The organism is Actinoplanes sp. NPDC051851, from assembly GCF_040681165.1.
GTDB lineage: Bacteria > Actinomycetota > Actinomycetes > Mycobacteriales > Micromonosporaceae > Actinoplanes.
Genome location: NZ_JBFAYF010000009.1, coordinates 99,062 through 118,944, shown reverse-complemented (window position 1 = coordinate 118,944; position 19,883 = coordinate 99,062). Strand labels below are relative to the sequence as shown.

Here is a 19,883-nt window from a genome sequence, read left to right as displayed (position 1 = left end):
CGGCCAGCGGGTGGCCGTGTCATAGCCGAGAGCGGCGGCCTCGGCGGTGACCTCGGGCGCGTAGTAGAGGACCGCGTGGAACGGCTCGATCAGCTGCCACAGCCACCGCGCCGGCGGCACATCAGGTGACGACATTCCGACATCCCGGCACGGCAGATCGTGATCAAGCTCGATGAATGCACCGAGTGTGATCAGCGCTTGATTTGATCCGGAGCCGGGTCACGGTAGTTTCCTACGTCGTGGCAGATCCCCTGCGATCCACCGATCCCCCGTTCATCGGCCGATACCGGACACTCTCCCGGCTCGGCCAGGGCGGCATGGGCGCGGTCTACCTCGCGGAGGCGCCCGGCGGGCGGCTGGTCGCCATCAAGGTCATCCGGCCGGAGTACGCCCACGAGGAGCACTTCCGGGCCCGTTTCCGCAGCGAGGTCAACCGGGCGCGGCAGGTCCCGCCGTTCTGCACCGCCGAGGTGCTCGACGCCGACCCGGACCACCAGACGCCGTACCTGGTCGTCGAGTACGTGGACGGCCCCACGCTCAACGAGGTCGTCGAGGAGCAGGGCTCGCTGACCGGCGGCAACCTGCACGGCGTCGCCGTCGGGGTGGCCGCCGCGCTCGCCGCCATCCACGGCGCCGGGGTGATCCACCGCGACCTGAAGCCGCGCAACGTGCTCTTCGCGCTGGGCACCCCGAAGGTGATCGATTTCGGTATCGCCCGGCCCCTCGAACCGACCAGCTTCCACACCCGTGCCGAGGAGATGGTCGGCACGCTGGCGTACATGGCGCCGGAGCGGTTCGACCCGGAGACCGACCGGCTGCTCACCCCGGCCGCGGACGTGTTCGCCTGGGGTGCCGTGGTCACGTACGCCGGCACCGGCCGGACCCCGTTCGGCGGGGACAGCCCGGCCGCCACCGCCGCGCGGATCCTCACCCAGCCGCCCCGGCTCACCGACCTGCCGCCGTACCTGACCGCGCTGGTCTCGGCGGCGCTGGAGAAGGACCCGGCCGACCGGCCCACCGCCCCGGAACTGCTCGACCGGCTGCTCGTCACCGGGTCGGGGCCCTCCGCTCCCCCGCTGCCCGTGGAGATCAAGCGGGAGGCGGAGGCGGCCCAGCAGTCCGGCCGGTACCGGACCAGCGGAACCCGCACGCGCCCGGGCCGGCGGCGTACCGCGATGGTCGCCACCGCGACCGCCGTGGTGGCCGCGACCGCGCTCGCCGTGGTGGGCGCCGCCGCGCTGCGGAGCCACGCGGAGCCGGCGGCGCAGGGCAGCGTGGCCGAACCGTCCGCGTCCGCGTCGGCACCCGCGGCCGCCGCCACCGTCGCCGGCCCGTCGGTCTTCGACGCGCTGCGGGCGAAGGACGGCGCCTTCGAGGCGAAGACCGGGGACAGCGGGGCGTGCGCGCACCAGAACGGCCTGCGGGTGACCGCCAAGGCCGGCGACGTGATGCCGTGCGGCTCGTGGCTCGGCACCGTCTTCCCGAGCAGCCAGAACGCCACCGTCGACGCCACCCTGGCCAACTCCCGCTCCTGCGCGGCGATCTGGTTCCGGGCCTCCAGCGACGTCGAGGACGACTACTTCGCGGACGCGTACCGGGTCGCCCTCTGCCCGGACACGGTGACGCTGATCAGCACGATCGACGGCTTCGAGAACGTCATCGCCACCGAGAGGCTGGCCACCACGATCGGGGAGGCGCACCGGATCCAGGTGGTCACCGCGGACCAGAGGGCCACGGTCGCGGTCGACGGCACGGCCGTCCTGGAGGGTGAGCTGACCGAGTCCTCACTGATCAGCGGCCGGGTCCTGCTCGGCGCGGTGGCACCGGAGAGCGGCAGGGCCGTCGTCACCTTCACCGACGCCGAGCTGCGGTCCGGCGGCGACACCGGCACGCCGGGGACTCCGGCGTTCCTGACCGGGGACGCCCAGTTCACCGCGGGTTTCTACTACCTGCACGACGCCCACCGCGTCGGCATCCTGGAGCCGTCCGCGTTCTACACCGGGGCCGAGTACTGCGCGAAGTATGCGCTTGCGGACACCTCGCCGCAGTGCACGAAGAGCTACGTGCCGGTCGCCAGCGCCACCCGGGTGGTGTTGCCCACGGTCGCGAAGGTCGAGTACCTCGACTTCCGCAACCAGCCGAAGAAGTGCCTGGACGCCACCACCCACACCGGTCTCTGCCCGGTCACCGCGGAGGAGTTCCGGACCTTCAGCGGCGCCGAGCCGTCACCCTGGCCGGCCCTGGTGACCATCCGCGACGGCGAGATCGTCTCGGTCGCGATGCTCGACTACAGCGTCGAGTGAGGTGTCCTTGAGCCGGACCCCGGTCGCGCCGAGCCGCCGGGCCCCGGTGATCAGCGCGGTGATCGTCCGGGTCGCGGTCGCGTAGTCCAGGCCGTGCGGCGGGCGGATGTTGGAGACGCAGTTGCGGGCCGAGTCCGGCACGCCCGGCCGGGGATCCCAGGTCAGGTACGCGCCGAGGCTGTCCGCCGAGGAGAGCCCGGGACGCTCGCCGATCAGCACCAGCACCATCCGGGCCCGCAGCGCCGCGCCGATGTGATCGCCGAGAGCCACCCGGGCCTGCGTCGCGATGACGGGCGTGCCCACCACGACGTCGGCGGGCAGTGCGTCCCGCAGAGATCTCCACAGCGGAAGAGCATGCTTCTGTACGGCCGTCGCCGACAGCCCGTCCGCGAGCACCACCACGAGATCGGCCGGCTCGTCCACGGTGGGCGGCGGCGTCGCCGGGTCCGGACGGCGCCCCAGGTCGGGCCGGGTCAGGTAGGTGGCGCGGTCCGGCGCGGCCGAGGCGACCCGCAGGCACTCCCCGCCGAGCTCCGCGGCGAGCGCGTCCACGTCCAGGGGCAGGTGTACCGCGTCGCGGGCCAGCGCGTGTGCCGCGCCCGCTTCGAGGACCGCCCGGGTGGAGAGGCCGTTCCCGGCCCGCCCGATCCCGATCCGCGCCGGGGTCAGCGCCCGCAGCGGCTGCCAGAAGTCCGCGCTCACGCCGCTACCCCGGTGATCGCGCGCAGCGGTGACGAGGTCGGGTCGATCGCCAGCACCGAGCCGTCGTTCCCGAGCAGGCCCACCCCGTTCAGCCACGCCTCGAACTCCGGCGCCGGCTTCTTACCGAGCACCTTCCGTACGTAGAGGGCGTCATGGAACGACGTCGACTGATACCCGAGCATCACGTCGTCCGCGCCGGGCACCGCGATCACGAACGTGCACCCGGCCACCCCGAGCAGGGTGAGCAGGGTGTCCATGTCGTCCTGGTCGGCCTCGGCGTGGTTGGTGTAACAGACGTCCACGCCCATCGGCAGCCCGAGCAGCTTGCCGCAGAGGTGGTCCTCCAGCCCGGCCCGGACGATCTGCTTGCCGTCGTAGAGGTACTCCGGCCCGATGAACCCGACCACCGTATTGACCAGCAGCGGGTCGAACGCCCGGGCCACCCCGTAGGCGCGCGCCTCCAGGGTCTGCTGGTCGACCGGGCGCCCGCCCACGCCGAGGTGGGCGTCCGCGGAGAGCGCCGAGCCCTGCCCGGTTTCGAAGTACATGACGTTCTGCCCCACGGTGCCGCGCCCGAGGGACTCCGCGGCGGCCTTCGCCTCGGCGAGCATCGACAGCTCCACCCCGAAGCCGGCGTTCGCGGCCTGGGTACCGGCGATCGACTGGAACACCAGGTCGACCGGGGCGCCCGCGGCGATCAGGTCGATCGTGGTGGTGACGTGGGTGAGGACGCAGGACTGGGCGGGGATCGCGTACCGCTGCCGTACCTCGTCGATCAGGTGCAGCAGCCGGGCCACGGTCCGCGGGTTGTCCGAGGCCGGGTTGATACCGATCACCGCGTCGCCGGAGCCGAGCAGCAGCCCGTCCAGGATCGCGGCCGCCACCCCGGCGTGGTCGTCGGTCGGATGGTTCGGCTGGAGCCGGGTCGCGAGGCGGCCGGGCAGCCCGAGCGTGGTCCGGAAGCCGGTCACCACCGAGGTCGCCGCGGCCACCGCCACCAGATCCTGGTTGCGCATCAGCTTGGAGACCGCCGCGACCATCTCCGGCGTCAGCCCGGGCGCCAGCGCGCTCAGCACCGTGCTCGCGCCCGGCCGCGCCACCAGGTCGAGCAGCCATTCCCGGAACCCGCCGACGGTCAGATGCCGCACCGGTGCGAAGGCCACCGGATCGTGCGTGTCCACGATCAACCGCGTCACATCATCTTTCTCGTACGGCACCAGCGGCTCGTTCAGGAACGCCGTGAGAGGCACGTCGGCCAGCACCCACCGTGCCGCGGCGCGCTCGGCGTCGGTCCGCGCCGCGCATCCGGCCAGCACGTCCCCGGACCGCGACGGCGTGGCCTTGGCCATCACGTCCACGAGCCCGTCGAACTCGTAGGTGTGCCCGTGCAGGGCCTGCCGATAGCGCATTGATCAAGAGAAGCCGGGGAGACTCCGCAGCGTCAACGGCCACCGGCAGATGCAATACACAGTTTCCGGGCCGGAAATACAGCACCGGCTCCCATATTCAACGTATATCGCAGAGGGGGCCTTGCGGCAAGACCCCGGCAGCGGCGGAGAATCGCTGTTCACCTGGGAAAATGGGGGCTCTCATGATCGATGTGATCGTTGCCGGCGGCGGGCCCACGGGGATGATGCTCGCCGCCGAGCTGCGGCTGCACGGGGTCGGCGTGGTGGTGCTGGAGAAGGACGCCGCGCCGCCGCCGTTCGTCCGGGCGCTCGGGCTGCACATCCGCAGCGTCGAGGTGATGGACCAGCGCGGGCTCCTGGAGCGCTTTCTGGAACACGGGAAGCAGTACAAGGCCGGCGGGTTCTTCGCCGGGATCGCGAAGCCGTGGCCGGACGGGCTGGACACCGCGCACGAGTACATCCTCGGTGTGCCGCAGACCGTCACCGACCGGCTGCTGGCCGAGCACGCCGCCGAGGCCGGGGCGGACATCCGGCGCGGCGCCGAGCTGGTGGGACTGCGCCAGGACGACGACGGGGTCACGGTGCTGCAGGCGGACGGGACCGAGCTGCGCGCCCGCTATCTCGTCGGGTGCGACGGCGGGCGGAGCACCGTACGCAAGCTGCTCGGGATCGGATTCCCCGGTGAGCCGAGCCGGACCGAGACGCTGCTCGGTGAGATGGCGGTGACGGCCACGCCGGAGGCGGTGGCCGAGGTGGTGACCCGGGTCCGGGAGACCCAGAAGCGCTTCGGGCTCGGGCCGGTCGGCGACGGGATGTACCGCGTGGTGGTGCCCGCCGACGGGGTGGCCGCGGACCGGAGCGTCCCGCCGACGCTGGACGAGTTCCGGCGACAGCTGCTGGCCACCGCGGGTACCGACTTCGGGGTGCACTCGCCGCGCTGGACGTCCCGGTTCGGGGACGCGACCCGGCAGGCCGAGCGGTACCGCGACGGTCGGGTGCTGCTGGCCGGCGACGCCGCGCACGTCCACCCGCCGGTCGGTGGCCAGGGGCTCAACCTCGGGATCCAGGACGCGTTCAACCTGGGCTGGAAGCTGGCCGCACAGATCCGGGGCTGGGCGCCGGACGACCTGCTGGACACCTACCACGCCGAGCGGCACCCGGTCGCCGCCGCGGTGCTGGACCTGACCCGCGCGCAGATGCAGCTGCTCGCCACCGAGCCGGGACCGCAGGCCGTCCGGCGCCTGCTCGACGAACTGATGGACATCCCGGAGGTGAACCGGCACCTGATGGCCCGGATCGGCGCGATCCACCTCCGCTACGACCTCGGCGCGGACGACGACCTGGTCGGCCGCCGCCTGCGCGACCTGCCGCTGAAGAACGGCCGTCTCTACGAACTCCTGCGGACCGGCCGTGGCCTGCTGCTCGACCGGACCGGGCGCCTCTCGGCCGGCGGCTGGGCGGACCGCGTCGACCACGTCACCGAGTCGGGCGACGAGCCGGCCGTGCCCGCGGTGCTGCTACGGCCGGACGGCCACGTCGCCTGGGCCGGCGACGACCAGGAGGACCTCGACGCGCACCTCACCCGCTGGTTCGGTCGCCGCCGAACGTGAGCACGGGTTTGACGGCGGCGCCGGTCGCGGCCGCCTCGATCTCGGCGAAGGGATACTCGGTGACGAGCTTGTCGACCGGGAGACGGCCCTGCCGGTAGAGGTCGATCAGGTACGGCAGGAAGGTGGCCGGGTCCGCGTCGCCCTCGATGACGCCGCGGATCCGGATGCCGTGGTACAGCACGGTCATCACGTCGACGGTCGCCGTCGTGCCGATGCCGACGAGCGCCAGCGTCCCCCGGCGGCGCAACGCGGAGATCGCCGTCCCGATGACGTCGGAGCGGCCGGTCGTGTCGACGGCGTGGTGGAAACCGCCGGGCGGCTTCCCGGACGGATCCAGCGCCGCGACCGCGCCGAGGCTCAGTGCCAGCGCGCGGCGGGACGCGACCGGCTCGACCACCGTCACCGCGCAGTCACGGCTGACGGCGGCGAGCAGCGCGCTCAACCCCACGCCCCCACCGCCGAAGATGACGACGCTGTCGCCGGGCGCGGGGTCGAGGACGTTGAAGACCGTGCCGGCACCGGTCTGCACGCCGCAGCCGAGCGGCGCCGCGATCACCGGCGGGAGGTCGGCGGGAACACGGATCGTGTTGCTCTGGTACGCGATCGCGTGCGTGGCGAAGCTGGACTGCCCGAAGAAGCCGCCGTAGACCGGTGCGCCGTTCCTGGTCAGCGGCGTCGTACCGTCCGGGCGGGTGCCGCGGGTGTTGAGGCCGCTGCGCAGGCAGTAGGCGGGGTGCCCGGCGCGGCACTCGTCGCAGGCCGCGCAGCTGCGGTAGCTCAGGCAGACCGCGTCGCCGGGCGCGACCGTGGTGACCCCGGCGCCGACCGCGAGCACGGTGCCGGCGCCCTCGTGACCGAAGACCATCGGGGTGCGGGCGGCCGGCCACTGCCGTCGCATACTCAGGTCGGTGTGGCAGACACCGACGGCGGCCATCGCCACCAGGATCTCGTCGTCGCGCGGCTCGCCGATCTCCACGTCGTGGATCGTGAAGGGGCCGCCGGGTTCCTCGACCAGTGCCGCCCGGGCCCGCATCTCAGGCGCGGTCCAGCAGGAAGTAGTAGTGGCGGCCGCCGTCCAGGACGCCCCGGCCGTTCATCACCCCGAGCAGGGTGTCCTCGCCGGCCGGTTTGAAATGGTCGAGGATCGGCCGCCGGTCGTAGACCATCGTCGCGGTGGTCTCGCCGCGGAACTCGACACTCCAGAGGCTCGCGCCGCCCTTGGCCAGCTCGATGTTCGCGTACAGGGAACCGTCGTCGGCCCGGCAGACGATCGGGGTGACGTCGGTGAGCGAGGCGAAGGTCTTCCCGTACCACCCGACGCGGGCGAGGCTGCCCTCGAAGCTGTGCCCGGTCACGAATTCACTGCCGGCCCAGGTGCCGAGGATCGCGTCGGGACGAACGGTCGGCAGCGCCGCCCAGATCTCGTCGAGCTCGTCGATGGTGGCCTTGCCGCCGGATTCGCGGATGGCGGTGACGCGGGCGCGGGCTTCGGCTGCATCCATCGCCACAATTTAGTGGCTCGTCACGCGGCGGACCAGGATGGAAATGTCACTCCGTCCTGGTCCGCTCACGTCGCGTCTACTTCGCGGCGAAGGTGAACTCACCGCCGTAGTCACGGGTGTGGTCGCGGTAGACCGTGTGGTAGTGGATCTGGTTCGACAGGACGACGCCGTTCTGGCAGACGAACTCGATCCAGACGCTCGGCCCGTCGATCCGGACGTAGTCGGCGTGGTTGGTCAGCGAGGTGGTGCCGGACCAGCCGATGTACGTGTCGTCGAGCTCGGACTCGTACGTGCTCATCAGGGAGGTGGCGGTGGCGTCGTCGGCGTTCGCGACCCACGGCTTGATCGCGGCGAGGACCAGCTTCTTCTGGTCGTCGGTGAGCTTGCTGACCTGCAGGCCCTCCTTCGTCGCCGGGAACTGGCCGTCCTCCTGCGGGCCGACCAGGACGTCGCTGAAGGACTCGGAGAGCTTCGCGGCGGCCTGCTCGTCGGCGCTGAGCCCGCTGGTCATCGCCAGCATCGCGCTGTGCATGCCCTCGAGCGGGGCGTACGTGGTGCCGTCCTCGGTCCAGGTGGTCGGCTCGACGCCGATGAAGAACGGGGAGGCGCCGGTGACCTGGCCGGCCTTGTAGGTCAGGTGGGTGGCGAGGTGGTGGCCACCGAAGTTGAGCTGCCAGGTGCCGGTGGTGCTGGGGGTGCCGAGGAAGGCGATGAAGTACGTGTCACCGGAGTAGCCGCCGGCACCGCCGTTGCCACCGCCGCCGGGACCACCGGAGGCGCCGGCACCGCCGGGAGCCTGGCCACCGCCGCCCGGGCCACCGGACGCGCCGCCACCGGGGAAGCCGCCCCCGTCCGGCGCACCCGACGCGCCGCCACCGGGGAAGCCACCGCCGTCGGGACCACCCGACGGCAACGCGCCGCCCGGAGCCTGGCCGCCACCGGGAGCACCCGAGGCGCCACCGGGAGCCTGGCCGCCGCCCGGAGCGCCGGACACGCCACCCGCACCCGGGCCGCCGCCGGTGCCGCTGGCCTGGACGCTGTTCAGGTAGGTGTCGGCCTTGAGGATCTGCATCATCTGGTCGTAGCCGCTGCCCTCGCCGGTACCGAAGGCCGTCAGCAACACGCTCTTGGCGGCCGCGAGCTGGCTCTCGTTCAGGTCACCGAAGCGCACACCCGGCCGGCAGCTGGAGCCGCACGGCAGGTTGGACCAGCTGACCGCGGTCTCCTGGGTGAAGTCCAGCTGGGCCTCGGCCGTCTGGTCGGCGTCCAGGGTGGCGAGGAACGCGGTGGCCGCCTCGACCACGCCCGCGACGCTCTTGTCGTAGGACTTGACCTCGGCGGTCGTCCCCTTGTCCTCGTCGGACCCGCTGCAGGCTGCGGTGCCCAGCAGCAGCACCGCCGAGGCGGCGGCACCGGCGAGGGCCGTCCATCGGCGCCGCGGCGTGGTGGATGTGAACACGGATTGCTCCTTCTCAGCGAACGCCCAGATCGTTGACAATAAAGTCAACGGAACGCGCGCTTGTCAATTCGCCGCCCGCCCTCACAGACGACTCAAAAGCGCCCCTGAGCTGTCGCTATTCACCTTCATCAACACCCGCGGCCGCGCTCCGGCGGATATTCACAGCGATTCGACAGCAACCTATGAACGTCCTGACAGCTCAGAACGGCGCCTCGAGCGACGCCAGGAACTCCCGCAACGACGGCCGCCGCCGCGGATCGGAGGCCAGCGCCGCCAGCACCGGCTCCTCCAGCGCCGGGACGAACTCCGGCCGCAGCAGGGTGGGCCGCAGGGGATCGGAACCGGCCGGCTCCCCGGTCGCCAGGTGATAGACGATCGCCGCGAGCTGATAGACGTCGGCCGGCGGCCCGGGCTGACTCAGCAGCGGCCGCTCCTGCTCGGGTGCGCGGTACTCACGCACACCCTCCCCGGCCACCGGCGGCGTCGCCGCCAGCCCCGCGTCCCGCAACCAGAGACGATCACGCGAGGCGATGAGCACTTCCGGCCGCAGGGCGCGGTGCGCCCGGCCGCTCACGTGCAGGCTCTCGAGCGTACGCCCCAATTGGGGTATCGATCTGACCAGCGCGTTCAACACCTTTATCGGGTACGGCGGGCGGCCGTGCACCGCGGGAAGCGCCGCGCCGGCCGGCATCGCCGTGACGAAGCTGAACACCCCGCCGCGCTCCTCGCGTGCCAGCAGCCGCGGCAGCCCGGCGACCCTCTCGTGCAGCCGGGCCTCCACCTTGAGCTCCGCCGTCTTGGCGATCGCCTCCGGTGCGGCCTCCAGCCGGGTCAGGCAGACCTCCCGCGCCGGGGTGCTGATCTGCCGGGCATCCGCGCGCAACAGCCGGTACGACCCACCGAGCGTCTCGGTGACCGTCCCGATGAGACGGTACCGCTCCCCGCCGATCCCCATCTCCCGGACACGGCCGACCGCCCACGTATCGACCTCGCCCGACGCCACGCCGACACGATAGGGGTACTAGGCGCGACAAGGCAACTACCCAGAGTCAGTCTCCTGGTTCACTCCGGGCCTTATCCGACATCCCGCGCACCGCCGCGGCCACGGCGGACAGCACCGGCTGCGGCAGCGTCCCCGCCGTCGCCCGCTCCACCGCGAGGCTCAGCAGCACCTCGGCGAAGAAATCCCCGGCGACCCCCTCCCCCGCCTCGGCCCCGGCCCCGGCCCCGGCGATCCTCGCTCGCAGCTCCTCCTCGATCTCGCTCGCGCTCCGGCCCGGCGCGAACGCCGCGAGCGCCGCGATCACCTCGCCCGCGGGCCCGAGGGCGGCGGCCCGGCGGCCGGCGTCGATCTCCCGCTGCGCCGCCAGCAGTTCACGGACATCGGCCCGCTGCCGCGCGGACATCGCGGGAGCGGGCGCCCTGCTCCGCCCCGAGGGTTCGGGCTTGGGTTCCTTCTTCCGTTTCCGCGACACCGGCATAGCGGAATCCTAGGAGCCCACCCCCGCGCGAACATTCCCCCACACGAGGCCCTATTCGCAGGTAAACACCCTTTCAGGCGTTGTCATGGGACCAGGCAGCCAAATCCTGGTAGATCTATGCCGCACGCCGCGCCGCATCGAGCCCGGCTTCTCTCCGAGAAGGGACCAGCACACGTGCCCGACATACCGAAACGGGACTACGACGGCCTGTACAAGGCACTGCTCGAAGCACACCCCAGAGACGCATTACGACTCCTGTGCCGAGCCGGCCCCGACGATCGCGCCGTCATCGTCGACGGCCCGACCGAACAGCCCCGGCTGCGCAGCCGCCAGCGGGACAAGGTCTTCGTCATCACCCAGCCCGACGGCACCGTCGACATCCATCACATCGAGATCCAGGTCAAACGCACCGACGAATTCCAGGTACGCATGGTCGCGTACTGGGCCGGCCTCGCCGCCAAGTACGAGGCGACCAGACACCGGATCCACCAGACCGTGGTCTGGCCCATCGGCGGCGGACTACCCGGCCACATCCGCCGGGACCGCCTCCAACTGGAGTACAACGCGGTGAACGTCCCGGACGACCTCGACCCCGACGCACTCCTGAACGGTCCCCTCGCCCCACTCGCCCTCTGGTCGACCCGGTGCCCACCCGACGCCGTCGACTAAGGCCTGTTTCATAACTGGGGCGAGAGCGAGGCGGGGTCCAGGTTTCGTCTGGCGTCGGCCCGTGAGGGCCCAGCTCCCGGTGTTGGAACTGGGCCCTCACGGGACGCCGTCAGACGGAAGCTGGACCCCTCCGCAGCCCCGCCTCAGTTATGAAACAGGCCTTAGGTCGCCACGCAGATCGCAAACCTGGCAGACAACGAGGAACAACTCGTCCTCATCGAGCTGAGTATGCTGGCGGGAGATGACGTCGCAGCTCAGGTGGTCACGTCACTGAAAGGCAGAGGCATGGTATTTCGTCTGGAAACGACGGAAGTCGGCCAGGAGATCGCCAACAAGTACCTCCAGAAAGGCCTCGAACAGGGGCTCGAGCGAGGGCTCGTGCGCTCGATGACGCTTCTCCTGAAGGCCAGGCACGGTGACTTCGACGGTGTGGAGGAACTCGCGGCGGCCTTGGTCGCCGACGATTATGAGGCCAACCTCGCGAAAGTCGTGAACGGTGCCGCACTGGAGGATCTCCGGCGTTCGTGATCCGGCGCCCGCCGGGGAGCGGACGACGCGCGCGACGGACGGGCGGTGAGCGGGGCGGTGCGGCGGGCTGGGTAGGGTGGGACAGTGCCGGAGACGCGAGACGCCACATTCGGGCTGGACGATTTCGGTCTCGATGACCGGATGCGCCTATTCGGATACGTCAACGCCGACAACCGGCTGGCCTACCTGTGGCTGCTCCGCGCGTTCGACACCGCCCGCTCGTCGTACCACGTCGTGTTGCACACCACCGAGGTGCAGGCCGCGCTGGCCGGGCTCGCGGCCGAGCACCGCGACTGCCCCGATCCGTCCACCATGGATCTTCCCCGGCTGCTCGACGCGCTGGTCGAATGGGGTGTGCTGGACCGCGGCCAGGACGGCACCCGCGCGGCCACCCTCGCCGAGTACCGCAACCGTCACTCGGTCTATCAGTTCACCGAGGCGGGATACCGCGCGCACCGGGCGGTGGAGAGCGTGCTGGCCGCCGGCATCGACGACAGCACCCTCTCCCGGCTGGTCTTCGCCGACCTGCTGGCCGACCTGAAGGCGCTGCGCGCCGCGAACGAGAGCGGCGACGCCGAGGAGGTGTACCGCAAGCTCAACCGGCTCGACCGGGCCCTCGCCGACGTCGCCGAGCGCGCTGCCCGCTTCTATCACATGCTGGGCGACCTGGGCCGGACCCACGACGTACGGCCCGAGGTGTTCCTCAGCCACAAGGACGCGCTGCTCGTGCACCTGCGCGACTTCCACGACGAGCTGCAGCGCTACACGCCCCGGCTCCGGGAGGCCGTCCTCGAGGTGGAGGAGACCGGCCTGGAGCGCATGATCGAGGCGGCGGCCGAGGCCGACGAGCGACTGTTCACCACGCCCGTCGAGCGGCTCGCCGACTGGCGGCGCCGCTGGACCGGCCTGCGCTCCTGGCTGGCTCCGGCGAACGACCGGATGAGCGAGGCCGACCGGCTCTCCGGCGCGACGATGGCCGCGATCGGCGACGTGCTGGCCCTGCTGCGGCGGGTCACCGAGGCACGCCGGGGCGGGGTGAGCCGGGAGTCGCAACTGCGGCACCTGGCCGCCTGGTTCACCGGCGCAGGCTCCGACGGCGCCGCGCACGCGATCTTCGACGTGGTCTTCGGCCTGGGCGCGCCGCGGCACGCCGGGGTGGCGTACGCCGACCCCGAGGCGATCGCGAGCCGCCTCTCCTGGTGGGAGGCGCCGGCGGTGGAGCTGTCCCGCTCACTGGTGCAGTCCGGCCGGATGCCCGGGCAGGGCAACGGCCGCCCGGCCCGCATCGACCGCTCGGACGCACCCCGCCGGGCCCTCCGCGAACGACAGGTCGCCGAGGAACGCCGGCAGGCCGGGGCCGCGGCCGGGCTGGTCGGCGCGGAGGTGCTCGACGACGACCAGGCCGCGGCGCTGCGCCGGTTGCTGGACATCGCGCTGGCCGCGCGGGTGGCCGGGCGGGGTGAGGCGCCCCTGGCCGCGGCCGCTTTCGGCGTACGCCTGACCCTCACCCCGTGCCCCGGCCGGTTCACCACGGTGCCCACCGTCTCCGGTCGCCTGCACCTCGACGGCTACCGGCTCGCGGTGACCCCGGCCGAGCACACCGCCCTGGGCCGAAGGGAGCCCGCCACCGTATGAGGTTCGCCGCCGACGTCTCCGACCTGGAGCTCGCCGACTATCAGCGCGCGGTACGACTGGTCCTGCGCCACCCGCTGATCACCACGACCTGGCCGGACGAGAAGGCCCTGCCCCGGGTCCGCCGGTTCGCCGCCGAGTTGCGCCGTGATCTCGCCGAGGCGTTCGGCTACCGCCTGGAGCTGCACGGCGGCACCGCCCGCCTGGTCCGCACCACCGATCAGCTGGTCGTCGACCGTCCGGCGGAGTCGCGGACCGGCCGCCCGTTCGACCGCCGCCGCTACGCCTACCTGACGCTCTGCCTGGCGACGCTGGGCCGGGCCGGCATCCAGATCACGCTCAGCGAGCTGGCCGGCGCGGTCGCCGCCGACGCCAACCGGATCGCCGGCCTGGGCCTGGACCCGGACACCGCCGCCGACCGGCGCGCCTTCGTCGACGCGGTCGCCTGGCTGGAGGACCGCGGCGTGCTGCGGCTGGCCGACGGCTCCAGCGCCGCCTGGGCCAGCGATCCGGGCGCCGGTGAGGCCCTCTACGACGTGGCCCGGGATGCGGTCTTCGCCCTGTTCCGCCCGCCCCGGGTACTGCAGCACCTCGCCTCGGTGACCGCCCTCCTGGAACGGTCGCTGAGCAGCAGCGGCAACGCCGAGCGACGCGCCGCGGCGCAGGCGGCCCGCCGGGCCGTGGTGGAACGGCCGGTCGTCTACTACGACGACGTCGCCGCCGAGATCGGCAACCATCTGCGCGGGCAGGCCCTCCCCGCCGACCTCGCCCGGTTGACCGGCCTGCGGCTGGAGCGGCGGGCCGAGGGCGTGTTGCTGGTCGACACCGCCGGCTGGTCGGCCGAGAGGTTCCCGGGTACCGGTTCGGTGGCGCAGGCCGCGGTGCTGCTGGCGGTCGCGATAGCCGAACGGGTCGCCGACCCGGACGGCCGCCGCGCCCGGCGGATACCGGTCCCGGAGCCCGGCGAGGCCCAGGAGAAGCTGATCAGCCAGATCGACGCGGGCCTGCCCACGGGTGTCCCGCTGCCCGCCGAGGACGATCCGGCCCGGCGGTTCGAGACCGGCGAGACCGGCGAGGCCGACGGGGACGCCGACCAGCGGCGGCTGCCGCTGATCACCGAGAGCTTCCTGCGTGAGGCCACCGCGGAGATCCTGCGGACGTACGGGTCGGCGTTCGGCGCGGCGTGGCACGCCGACCCGGAACGGCTGCGTACCGAGGCGGTCGGGCTGCTCACCCGTTTCGGCGCGGTGCTGGACGTGCCGGGCGGGGTGCTCGCCCGGCCGCTGATCGGCCGGTACCGCAGCACGGTCGCCCAGGTCAAACAACGCACGCTCTTCTGACTCGGACAGGATCGGTCTTGGCACGCTTCGCACCAACCCGCGCCGGCATCGTCAACCTCTGGGACTACCGGGACGAGGAGTTCCTCTTCGTCGACGGCTGGCTGGTGCTGCGCGGGCCGAACGGCTCCGGCAAGACCAAGGCCCTGGAGGTGCTCTTCCCGTTCGTCCTCGACGGGCGGATCGAGCCGCGCCGGCTGAACCCGTTCGCCGGCGAGGACCGGACGATGAAGTCCAACCTGCTCTATCGCGGGCAGGAGTCGTCGTACGCGTACGTGTGGATGGAGTTCGGCGACGGCAAGCGGTTCGTGACGATCGGCATCGGGCTGCGCGCGCACAAGCACAACGACCGGGTGACCCGCTGGCACTTCGTCGCGGACGGCCGGGTCGGCGTGGACCTCTCCCTGCTGGACGCCGACGACCGGCCGGTCTCCCGCCGTGACCTGATCGACCGGCTCGGCGCCGAGGCGGTCCGCGACTCCGCCGAGGAGTACCGCCGCCTGGTCGACGCGCGGCTCTTCGAGCTCGGCCCGGCCCGCTACGAGCAGCTGCTCGACCTGGTGCTGACGCTGCGCAAGCCACAGCTGGCCAAGGATCTCAACCCGGTCGAGCTCTCCCGCACCCTGCAGCGGGGCCTGCGCCCGGTCGAGGACCACCTGCTCGTCGAGGCGGCCCGCTCCTTCGACGACATGGAGGCGGTGGCCCGCACCCTCGAAGGGCTGATCGCCGCCGACTCGGCGACCACCGCGTTCCTGGCCGTGTACGCGACCTACCTGCGTACGCACGCCCGGGCCGCCGCCGACGCACTCACCGCACGCCGTGGCGCCGTCGGGGAACGCCGCGCCACCCTCGACGCCGACCGGGAGGCGGCCGCCGGCGCGGACCGGGAGGCCGGGGATGCCGCCGGGCGGCTGCACGCCGCCGAGGGCGAGCCGGGGCGGTTGCGCGCCCACCTCGAACGGCTCAAGGGCTCGGCCGCCTACCGCTCGCACGAGCAGCTCGCCGACCTGGACCGGCACGTCGGTGACCTCGCCACGGCGGCCACCGCCGCGGACGCCCGGGTCACCGCCGAACGGGAGACCGCCGGCCGGCGACGGACCGAATCGGTCAGGGCCGCCACCACCGCGCGGGACGCGCTCGCCACGGTCACCCGCCGTACCACCGACCTGGCCGCCGAGGCGGAGAACGGTGGGGTCGACTGGTCGGCCGGGGACGGATACCCGGACGGGCTGGCCACCCGGCTGGCCGCCCGGTCGCAGGCCCGTCGCGAGGACGTGCGGGCCGTCCGGGAGCTGGCCGGGCGCGTCACCGAGGCGGAACGGGAGCACACCCGGGCCGCCGAGGCCGACCGGGACGCCCGGGCCGCCGCCGACGACGCGGCCGTCGCCGAGGCGGAGGCCGCCGCTGCCCTGGAAACGGCCGTCGAGCGGACCGGCACGGCGATCCGTGCCTGGGGCGCGGAGCACGCGGCCCTGCTCGGCGAGCTCGGCCTGCCGGACCTGCCGGACGAGCTCGCCGCCTCCGTCCCGGACCCCACGACCTCGCTGCGCGACCTCTATCTCGCCGCCGTCGCGGCCCCCACCGGCGCGATCCGGGACGAGATCTCCGTGCTCGGGGCGCGGGCCGACCGGCTCACCGGCGAGCGCACGACGGTCGTCGCCGAACGCGCGGCGATCGCGGCGGAACACGACGACGCTCCCCCGCCGTCACCGACCCGCCCGGCGGCGCGCACCGGCCGGGTGGGCGCTCCACTGTGGCAGCTCGTCCGGTTCGCCGATCACGTCCCCGCGGCGGAGGCCGCCGCGATCGAGGCCGCGCTGCACGCCGCCGGACTGCTGGACGCCTGGGTGCACCCGGACCGGGACCACCCGGACGACCAGGACGCCCACCTGCGCGCCGGCCCGCCGGGAGACGGTGCCACCCTCGCCGCGGTGCTGGTCGCCGAGGACCAGGACATGGTGCCCGCCGCACGGATCACCGCGGTCCTGGACGGTGTCGCCCTCGGCGACGTCACCGGGCCGTCCGGCGTCACCGGCGACGGCCGCTGGGCGCAGGGCAGCGGCACCGGCCGGTTCGTCAAGGACCGCTGCGAGTACATCGGGGCGACCGCCCGGGCCGCCCGCCGGGCCGCCCGGATCGCCGAGTGCGATCAGCGGATCGCCGCCCTGGACGCGGACCTCGCCCGAGTGGAGAAGGACCGGGAGGCGCGCCGGGAACGGCTGGCCGAGGTCGGCGCGGCGGGCACGGCCCTGCCCGCACGGACCGCGATCACCCAGGCCGAGCGGGCTCTCGACCGGGCCGCGACCCTTCTCCGGGTACGCCGGGAGGCCGCGCACGAGGCGGCCGGGCGTCTCGACGCGGCCGTGGCCCAGCAGGCCGCCGCGGGCACGGCGCTGCGCCGGGCGGTGGCCGAGCGGTCGCTGCCCGTGGACCGCCTGGACGCGACCGGCGCCGCCCTGGACCGGTTCGACCGGCTCGGCATCGAGGTGCGGCACGCCCACGAGACCGCGGAGCGCACCGGGGTGGCCGCCGACGAGGCGGCCGAGCGGCACGCGGAGGCCGAGGAACGCGCCGAGGCCGCGGCGGGTACGGCGCGCGAGGCGCGGTTCCGGCACGCCGAGAAGGACGAGGAGCTGCGCACCCTCACCGCGGCGATCGGTGCCGAGGCGGCCCAGGTGCTGGCCGACGTGGCCCGGACCGAGCAGGACGTGGCCGCGGCGGAGACGGTGCTGTCGGCGGCCCGTGACGCGCACACCTCGGCACTGCAGCACCAGGCCGGCGCGCAGGCCCGGGTCCAGCTGGGGGAGACCGCGGTCGCCGAGGCGGCTCTCGAAGCCGCTCGTGAGGCGGTACGGCTCCGCCCGTACGCCCAAACCGATCTTCTCGGTCTGATGCGCTGCCCGCCGCACCTGCGGTGGCCCACCACCGAGACCGCGGAGAGCGACCTCGACCCCGCCGTGGTGACCCTGCACGAGGCGATCCTGGCCGCGACCCGGGAACTGAGCCCGACCGAGAGCTCGCTGAAGCAGTCCGCGACCCGGCTGACCAGTGCACTCACCGAACTGCAGGCCCAGCTGCCGGCCGCCGGGCTGGACCACCGGCCGGAGTGGGACACCGACGAGGGCGTGATCGTCGTGCGGGTCGCCGACGAACAGGGCATGACGCCGGTCGCGCACTTCGCCGAGCGCATCGCCGGTGAGCGCCGTGACCAGGAGCAGCTGCTCACCGACGCGGAGCAGCGCGTCTTCGAGGACGCCCTGCTCGGGCAGCTGGCCGGGCAGATCCACCGCCGCACCATCGAGGCCCGTGACCTGGTCGGCGAGATGGACGACCAGATGCGGCTCCGGCGGATGTCGTCCGGGCTGACCGTCGGCGTCGGCTGGCGGCTCGCCGACGAGCTCGACCCGGAGCAGCGCGAGGTCTGCAAGCTGCTGGAACGGGACCCGGCCCGGCTCGGCCCGGGTCAGCTGACCACGCTGCGCCGGCACTTCGCGAGCCGGATCAAGGCGGCCCGCGCCCAGGCGCCGGAGAAGCCGTACCGGGAGTTGCTCGCCGAGGTCCTGGACTACCGGCAGTGGCGGGTGTTCGCGTTCACCCTGCACCGGCCGGGCGGCGTCACCGAGCCGCTCACCCGGGCCCGGCACAGCCAGCTCTCCGGCGGCGAGCAGTCGGTCTCGCTGCACCTGCCGCTCTTCGCCGCGGCGAACGCGCTGTTCGGCTCGGCCCGCCCGGACGCGCCCCGGCTGCTCGGGCTGGACGAGGCGTTCGCCGGGGTGGACGACAACGGCCGGGGTGAGCTGATGTCGCTCGCCAAGCAGTTCGACCTGGATCTCTTCATGACCGGGTACGACCTGTGGGCCACGCATCCCGCGGTGACCGGGTGTGCCCACTACGACCTGTCCCACTCGACCGTGGAGCACGCCGTCTCGACGGTGCTGCTGGTCTGGGACGGGACGATGAACGTGGCCGATCTCGACGGAACGCTGGCCCGGGCGCTCGGCTCACCGGAGAGCCGCCGGGCGCCGTCCCATGAGTGACGCGGTCTCCCTCCTGCCGGGCGCGCCGGGCTGGCGGCGGCTGCTCGCGGCGGCCCGGCGCAGCCTGGAACGCACCGGCGGCAGCCTCGACGGCACGATCTCGCTCGCCTCCCCCGGCGAGGAGGAACGGCTGGTCGTGATCGGGGTGACCGGCGTGCACCGGCCCGCCGGGGTCGGCCGGGTGACCGTCCGGCTGGCCGAGCTGGACGCCTTCCTCCGCGACGCGTACGGTGCCGGCCTGGCATCGGTGGCGGGCCCGGTCCGCGATCGTCCCGGCGAGCGCGCCCGCGAGGCCGTGGGCCGGGACGCCGTACTGGCGCTGGCGTCCGATTCCGCCCACTCCGGGCAGCCGTGGTTCGCGCGGTGGCTGGACACCCTGCCGCTGACCCGGATCGTCCGCTCCGGGCTGCCCTTCCCCCAGGTGATCACGGTGCTGGACGCCCTGCCCGCGGACGACGAGCCGATGCCGGTCTTCGCGGAGCGGGTACTCGGCGACACCAAGGCCCTCGCCGACGGCCCGGTCCGCGGCCTGGTGCTGCGCGCCCTCGCCACCTGGCACGAGGTGGCGGTGCCCGCCGGAGCGGAACAGGAGCGGGCACTCTGGGAACTGGCCGGGGTGGTCCCCGACGACCTGGCCAGCCAGGTCCTCGTGCTGAACCTGCCCGCCACCGGCGGCCTCCTCGGCGACTGGCTGACCTCGGCCGCCACCGCCCACGTGCCGTTCCGGGTCACCCTGCACCAGCTGCGGCTGACCCCGCTCACCCTCGACGCGCCGGCGCTCTTCGTCTGCGAGAACCCGGCGGTGCTGCGCGCGGCCGCCGGACGGTCGACGCTGCCGTTGGTGTGCACCGAGGGCGTACCGTCGGCCGCCGTACACCGGCTGCTGGCCTCGGCCGCGCCCGGAACCACGATCCACTGGCGCAACGACTTCGACTGGACCGGCGTACGCCTGACCGGTTCTGCCCTGCATCGTTATCCGGGTGCCACGCCCTGGCGGATGGGGGCGGCGGACTACACGGCCGCCGCCGGGCAGGGCGTGCCGCTGCTCGGCACCCCGGCCGCGACCCCCTGGGATCCGTCCCTGGCCGAGGCGATCGCCGAGAGCGGCCGGGCCGTGATGGAGGAACGCCTGCTCGACATCCTCCTCGGCGACCTGACTATACGTCGGTAAACACCCGATAGGGCGTTGTCCTGGGACCGCCCCGGCGAATCCT

At 73.2% G+C, this 19,883-nt stretch carries 15 protein-coding genes; 8 read left to right on the top strand and 7 right to left on the bottom strand.

The features are described from left to right. Positions 1 to 239 precede the first annotated feature (239 nt). Positions 240 to 2,303: a serine/threonine-protein kinase gene (locus tag AB0M08_RS11875; RefSeq protein ID WP_364491836.1), complete on the top strand. Its 2,064-nt coding sequence runs from the start codon at positions 240 to 242 to the stop codon at positions 2,301 to 2,303. Here AB0M08_RS11875 and eutC read toward each other — a convergent pair. Beyond that, positions 2,226 to 3,005 carry an ethanolamine ammonia-lyase subunit EutC gene (gene eutC, locus AB0M08_RS11870; protein ID WP_364491834.1) on the bottom strand — a complete coding sequence of 260 codons (780 nt, stop codon included), beginning with the start codon at positions 3,003 to 3,005 and terminating at the stop codon, positions 2,226 to 2,228. The genes AB0M08_RS11875 and eutC overlap by 78 nt on opposite strands. After that, positions 3,002 to 4,414, bottom strand: a complete 1,413-nt coding sequence (locus AB0M08_RS11865; protein WP_364491832.1) for an ethanolamine ammonia-lyase subunit EutB — start codon at positions 4,412 to 4,414, stop codon at positions 3,002 to 3,004. Before AB0M08_RS11865 ends, eutC begins: the two co-directional genes overlap by 4 nt. A gap of 182 nt (positions 4,415 to 4,596) precedes the next feature. Between AB0M08_RS11865 and rox the strand changes: the two genes are divergently transcribed. After that, positions 4,597 to 6,024: a rifampin monooxygenase gene (rox, locus tag AB0M08_RS11860; protein WP_364491830.1), complete on the top strand. Its 1,428-nt coding sequence runs from the start codon at positions 4,597 to 4,599 to the stop codon at positions 6,022 to 6,024. Here the strand turns inward: rox and AB0M08_RS11855 are convergent. The 5 genes from AB0M08_RS11855 to AB0M08_RS11835 form a co-directional block, all read right to left on the bottom strand. Next, complete coding sequence (locus AB0M08_RS11855; protein ID WP_364491828.1) at positions 5,993 to 7,057, bottom strand: NAD(P)-dependent alcohol dehydrogenase; 1,065 nt, start codon at positions 7,055 to 7,057, stop codon at positions 5,993 to 5,995. The two genes, rox and AB0M08_RS11855, sit on opposite strands and share 32 nt — an antisense overlap. Position 7,058: 1 nt before the next feature. Then, positions 7,059 to 7,526 carry a DUF4334 domain-containing protein gene (locus tag AB0M08_RS11850; protein ID WP_364491826.1) on the bottom strand — a complete coding sequence of 156 codons (468 nt, stop codon included), beginning with the start codon at positions 7,524 to 7,526 and terminating at the stop codon, positions 7,059 to 7,061. 76 nt (positions 7,527 to 7,602) lie between these two features. Continuing rightward, a complete protein-coding gene (locus AB0M08_RS11845) occupies positions 7,603 to 8,985 on the bottom strand; it encodes a DUF3500 domain-containing protein (protein WP_364491824.1) in 1,383 nt (460 codons plus the stop codon). Between the two features lie 199 nt (positions 8,986 to 9,184). Further along, positions 9,185 to 9,988, bottom strand: coding sequence for a hypothetical protein (locus tag AB0M08_RS11840; protein ID WP_364491822.1), 804 nt, complete (start codon positions 9,986 to 9,988; stop codon positions 9,185 to 9,187). A 46-nt stretch (positions 9,989 to 10,034) separates the two neighbouring features. After that, entirely contained in the window at positions 10,035 to 10,391 is a 357-nt protein-coding gene (locus AB0M08_RS11835) for a hypothetical protein (RefSeq protein WP_364491820.1), read from the bottom strand. Positions 10,392 to 10,640: 249 nt separating this feature from the next. Between AB0M08_RS11835 and AB0M08_RS11830 the strand changes: the two genes are divergently transcribed. The 6 genes from AB0M08_RS11830 (at position 10,641) to AB0M08_RS11805 (ending at position 19,840) form a co-directional block, all read left to right on the top strand. Next, positions 10,641 to 11,135, top strand: coding sequence for a hypothetical protein (locus AB0M08_RS11830; RefSeq protein WP_364491818.1), 495 nt, complete (start codon positions 10,641 to 10,643; stop codon positions 11,133 to 11,135). Positions 11,136 to 11,363: 228 nt separating this feature from the next. Further along, a complete protein-coding gene (locus AB0M08_RS11825) occupies positions 11,364 to 11,663 on the top strand; it encodes a hypothetical protein (RefSeq protein WP_364491816.1) in 300 nt (99 codons plus the stop codon). An 84-nt stretch (positions 11,664 to 11,747) separates the two neighbouring features. Further along, positions 11,748 to 13,298, top strand: a complete 1,551-nt coding sequence (locus tag AB0M08_RS11820) for a TIGR02677 family protein (protein WP_364491814.1) — start codon at positions 11,748 to 11,750, stop codon at positions 13,296 to 13,298. Continuing rightward, complete coding sequence (locus AB0M08_RS11815; RefSeq protein WP_364491812.1) at positions 13,295 to 14,635, top strand: TIGR02678 family protein; 1,341 nt, start codon at positions 13,295 to 13,297, stop codon at positions 14,633 to 14,635. Before AB0M08_RS11820 ends, AB0M08_RS11815 begins: the two co-directional genes overlap by 4 nt. Positions 14,636 to 14,652: 17 nt before the next feature. After that, complete coding sequence (locus AB0M08_RS11810; protein WP_364491810.1) at positions 14,653 to 18,669, top strand: TIGR02680 family protein; 4,017 nt, start codon at positions 14,653 to 14,655, stop codon at positions 18,667 to 18,669. Continuing rightward, the gene (locus tag AB0M08_RS11805) at positions 18,662 to 19,840 is read left to right on the top strand and encodes a TIGR02679 family protein (RefSeq protein WP_364491808.1); all 1,179 of its coding nucleotides are present in this window, start codon (positions 18,662 to 18,664) and stop codon (positions 19,838 to 19,840) included. Before AB0M08_RS11810 ends, AB0M08_RS11805 begins: the two co-directional genes overlap by 8 nt. The last annotated feature ends 43 nt before the right edge of the window (positions 19,841 to 19,883 follow it).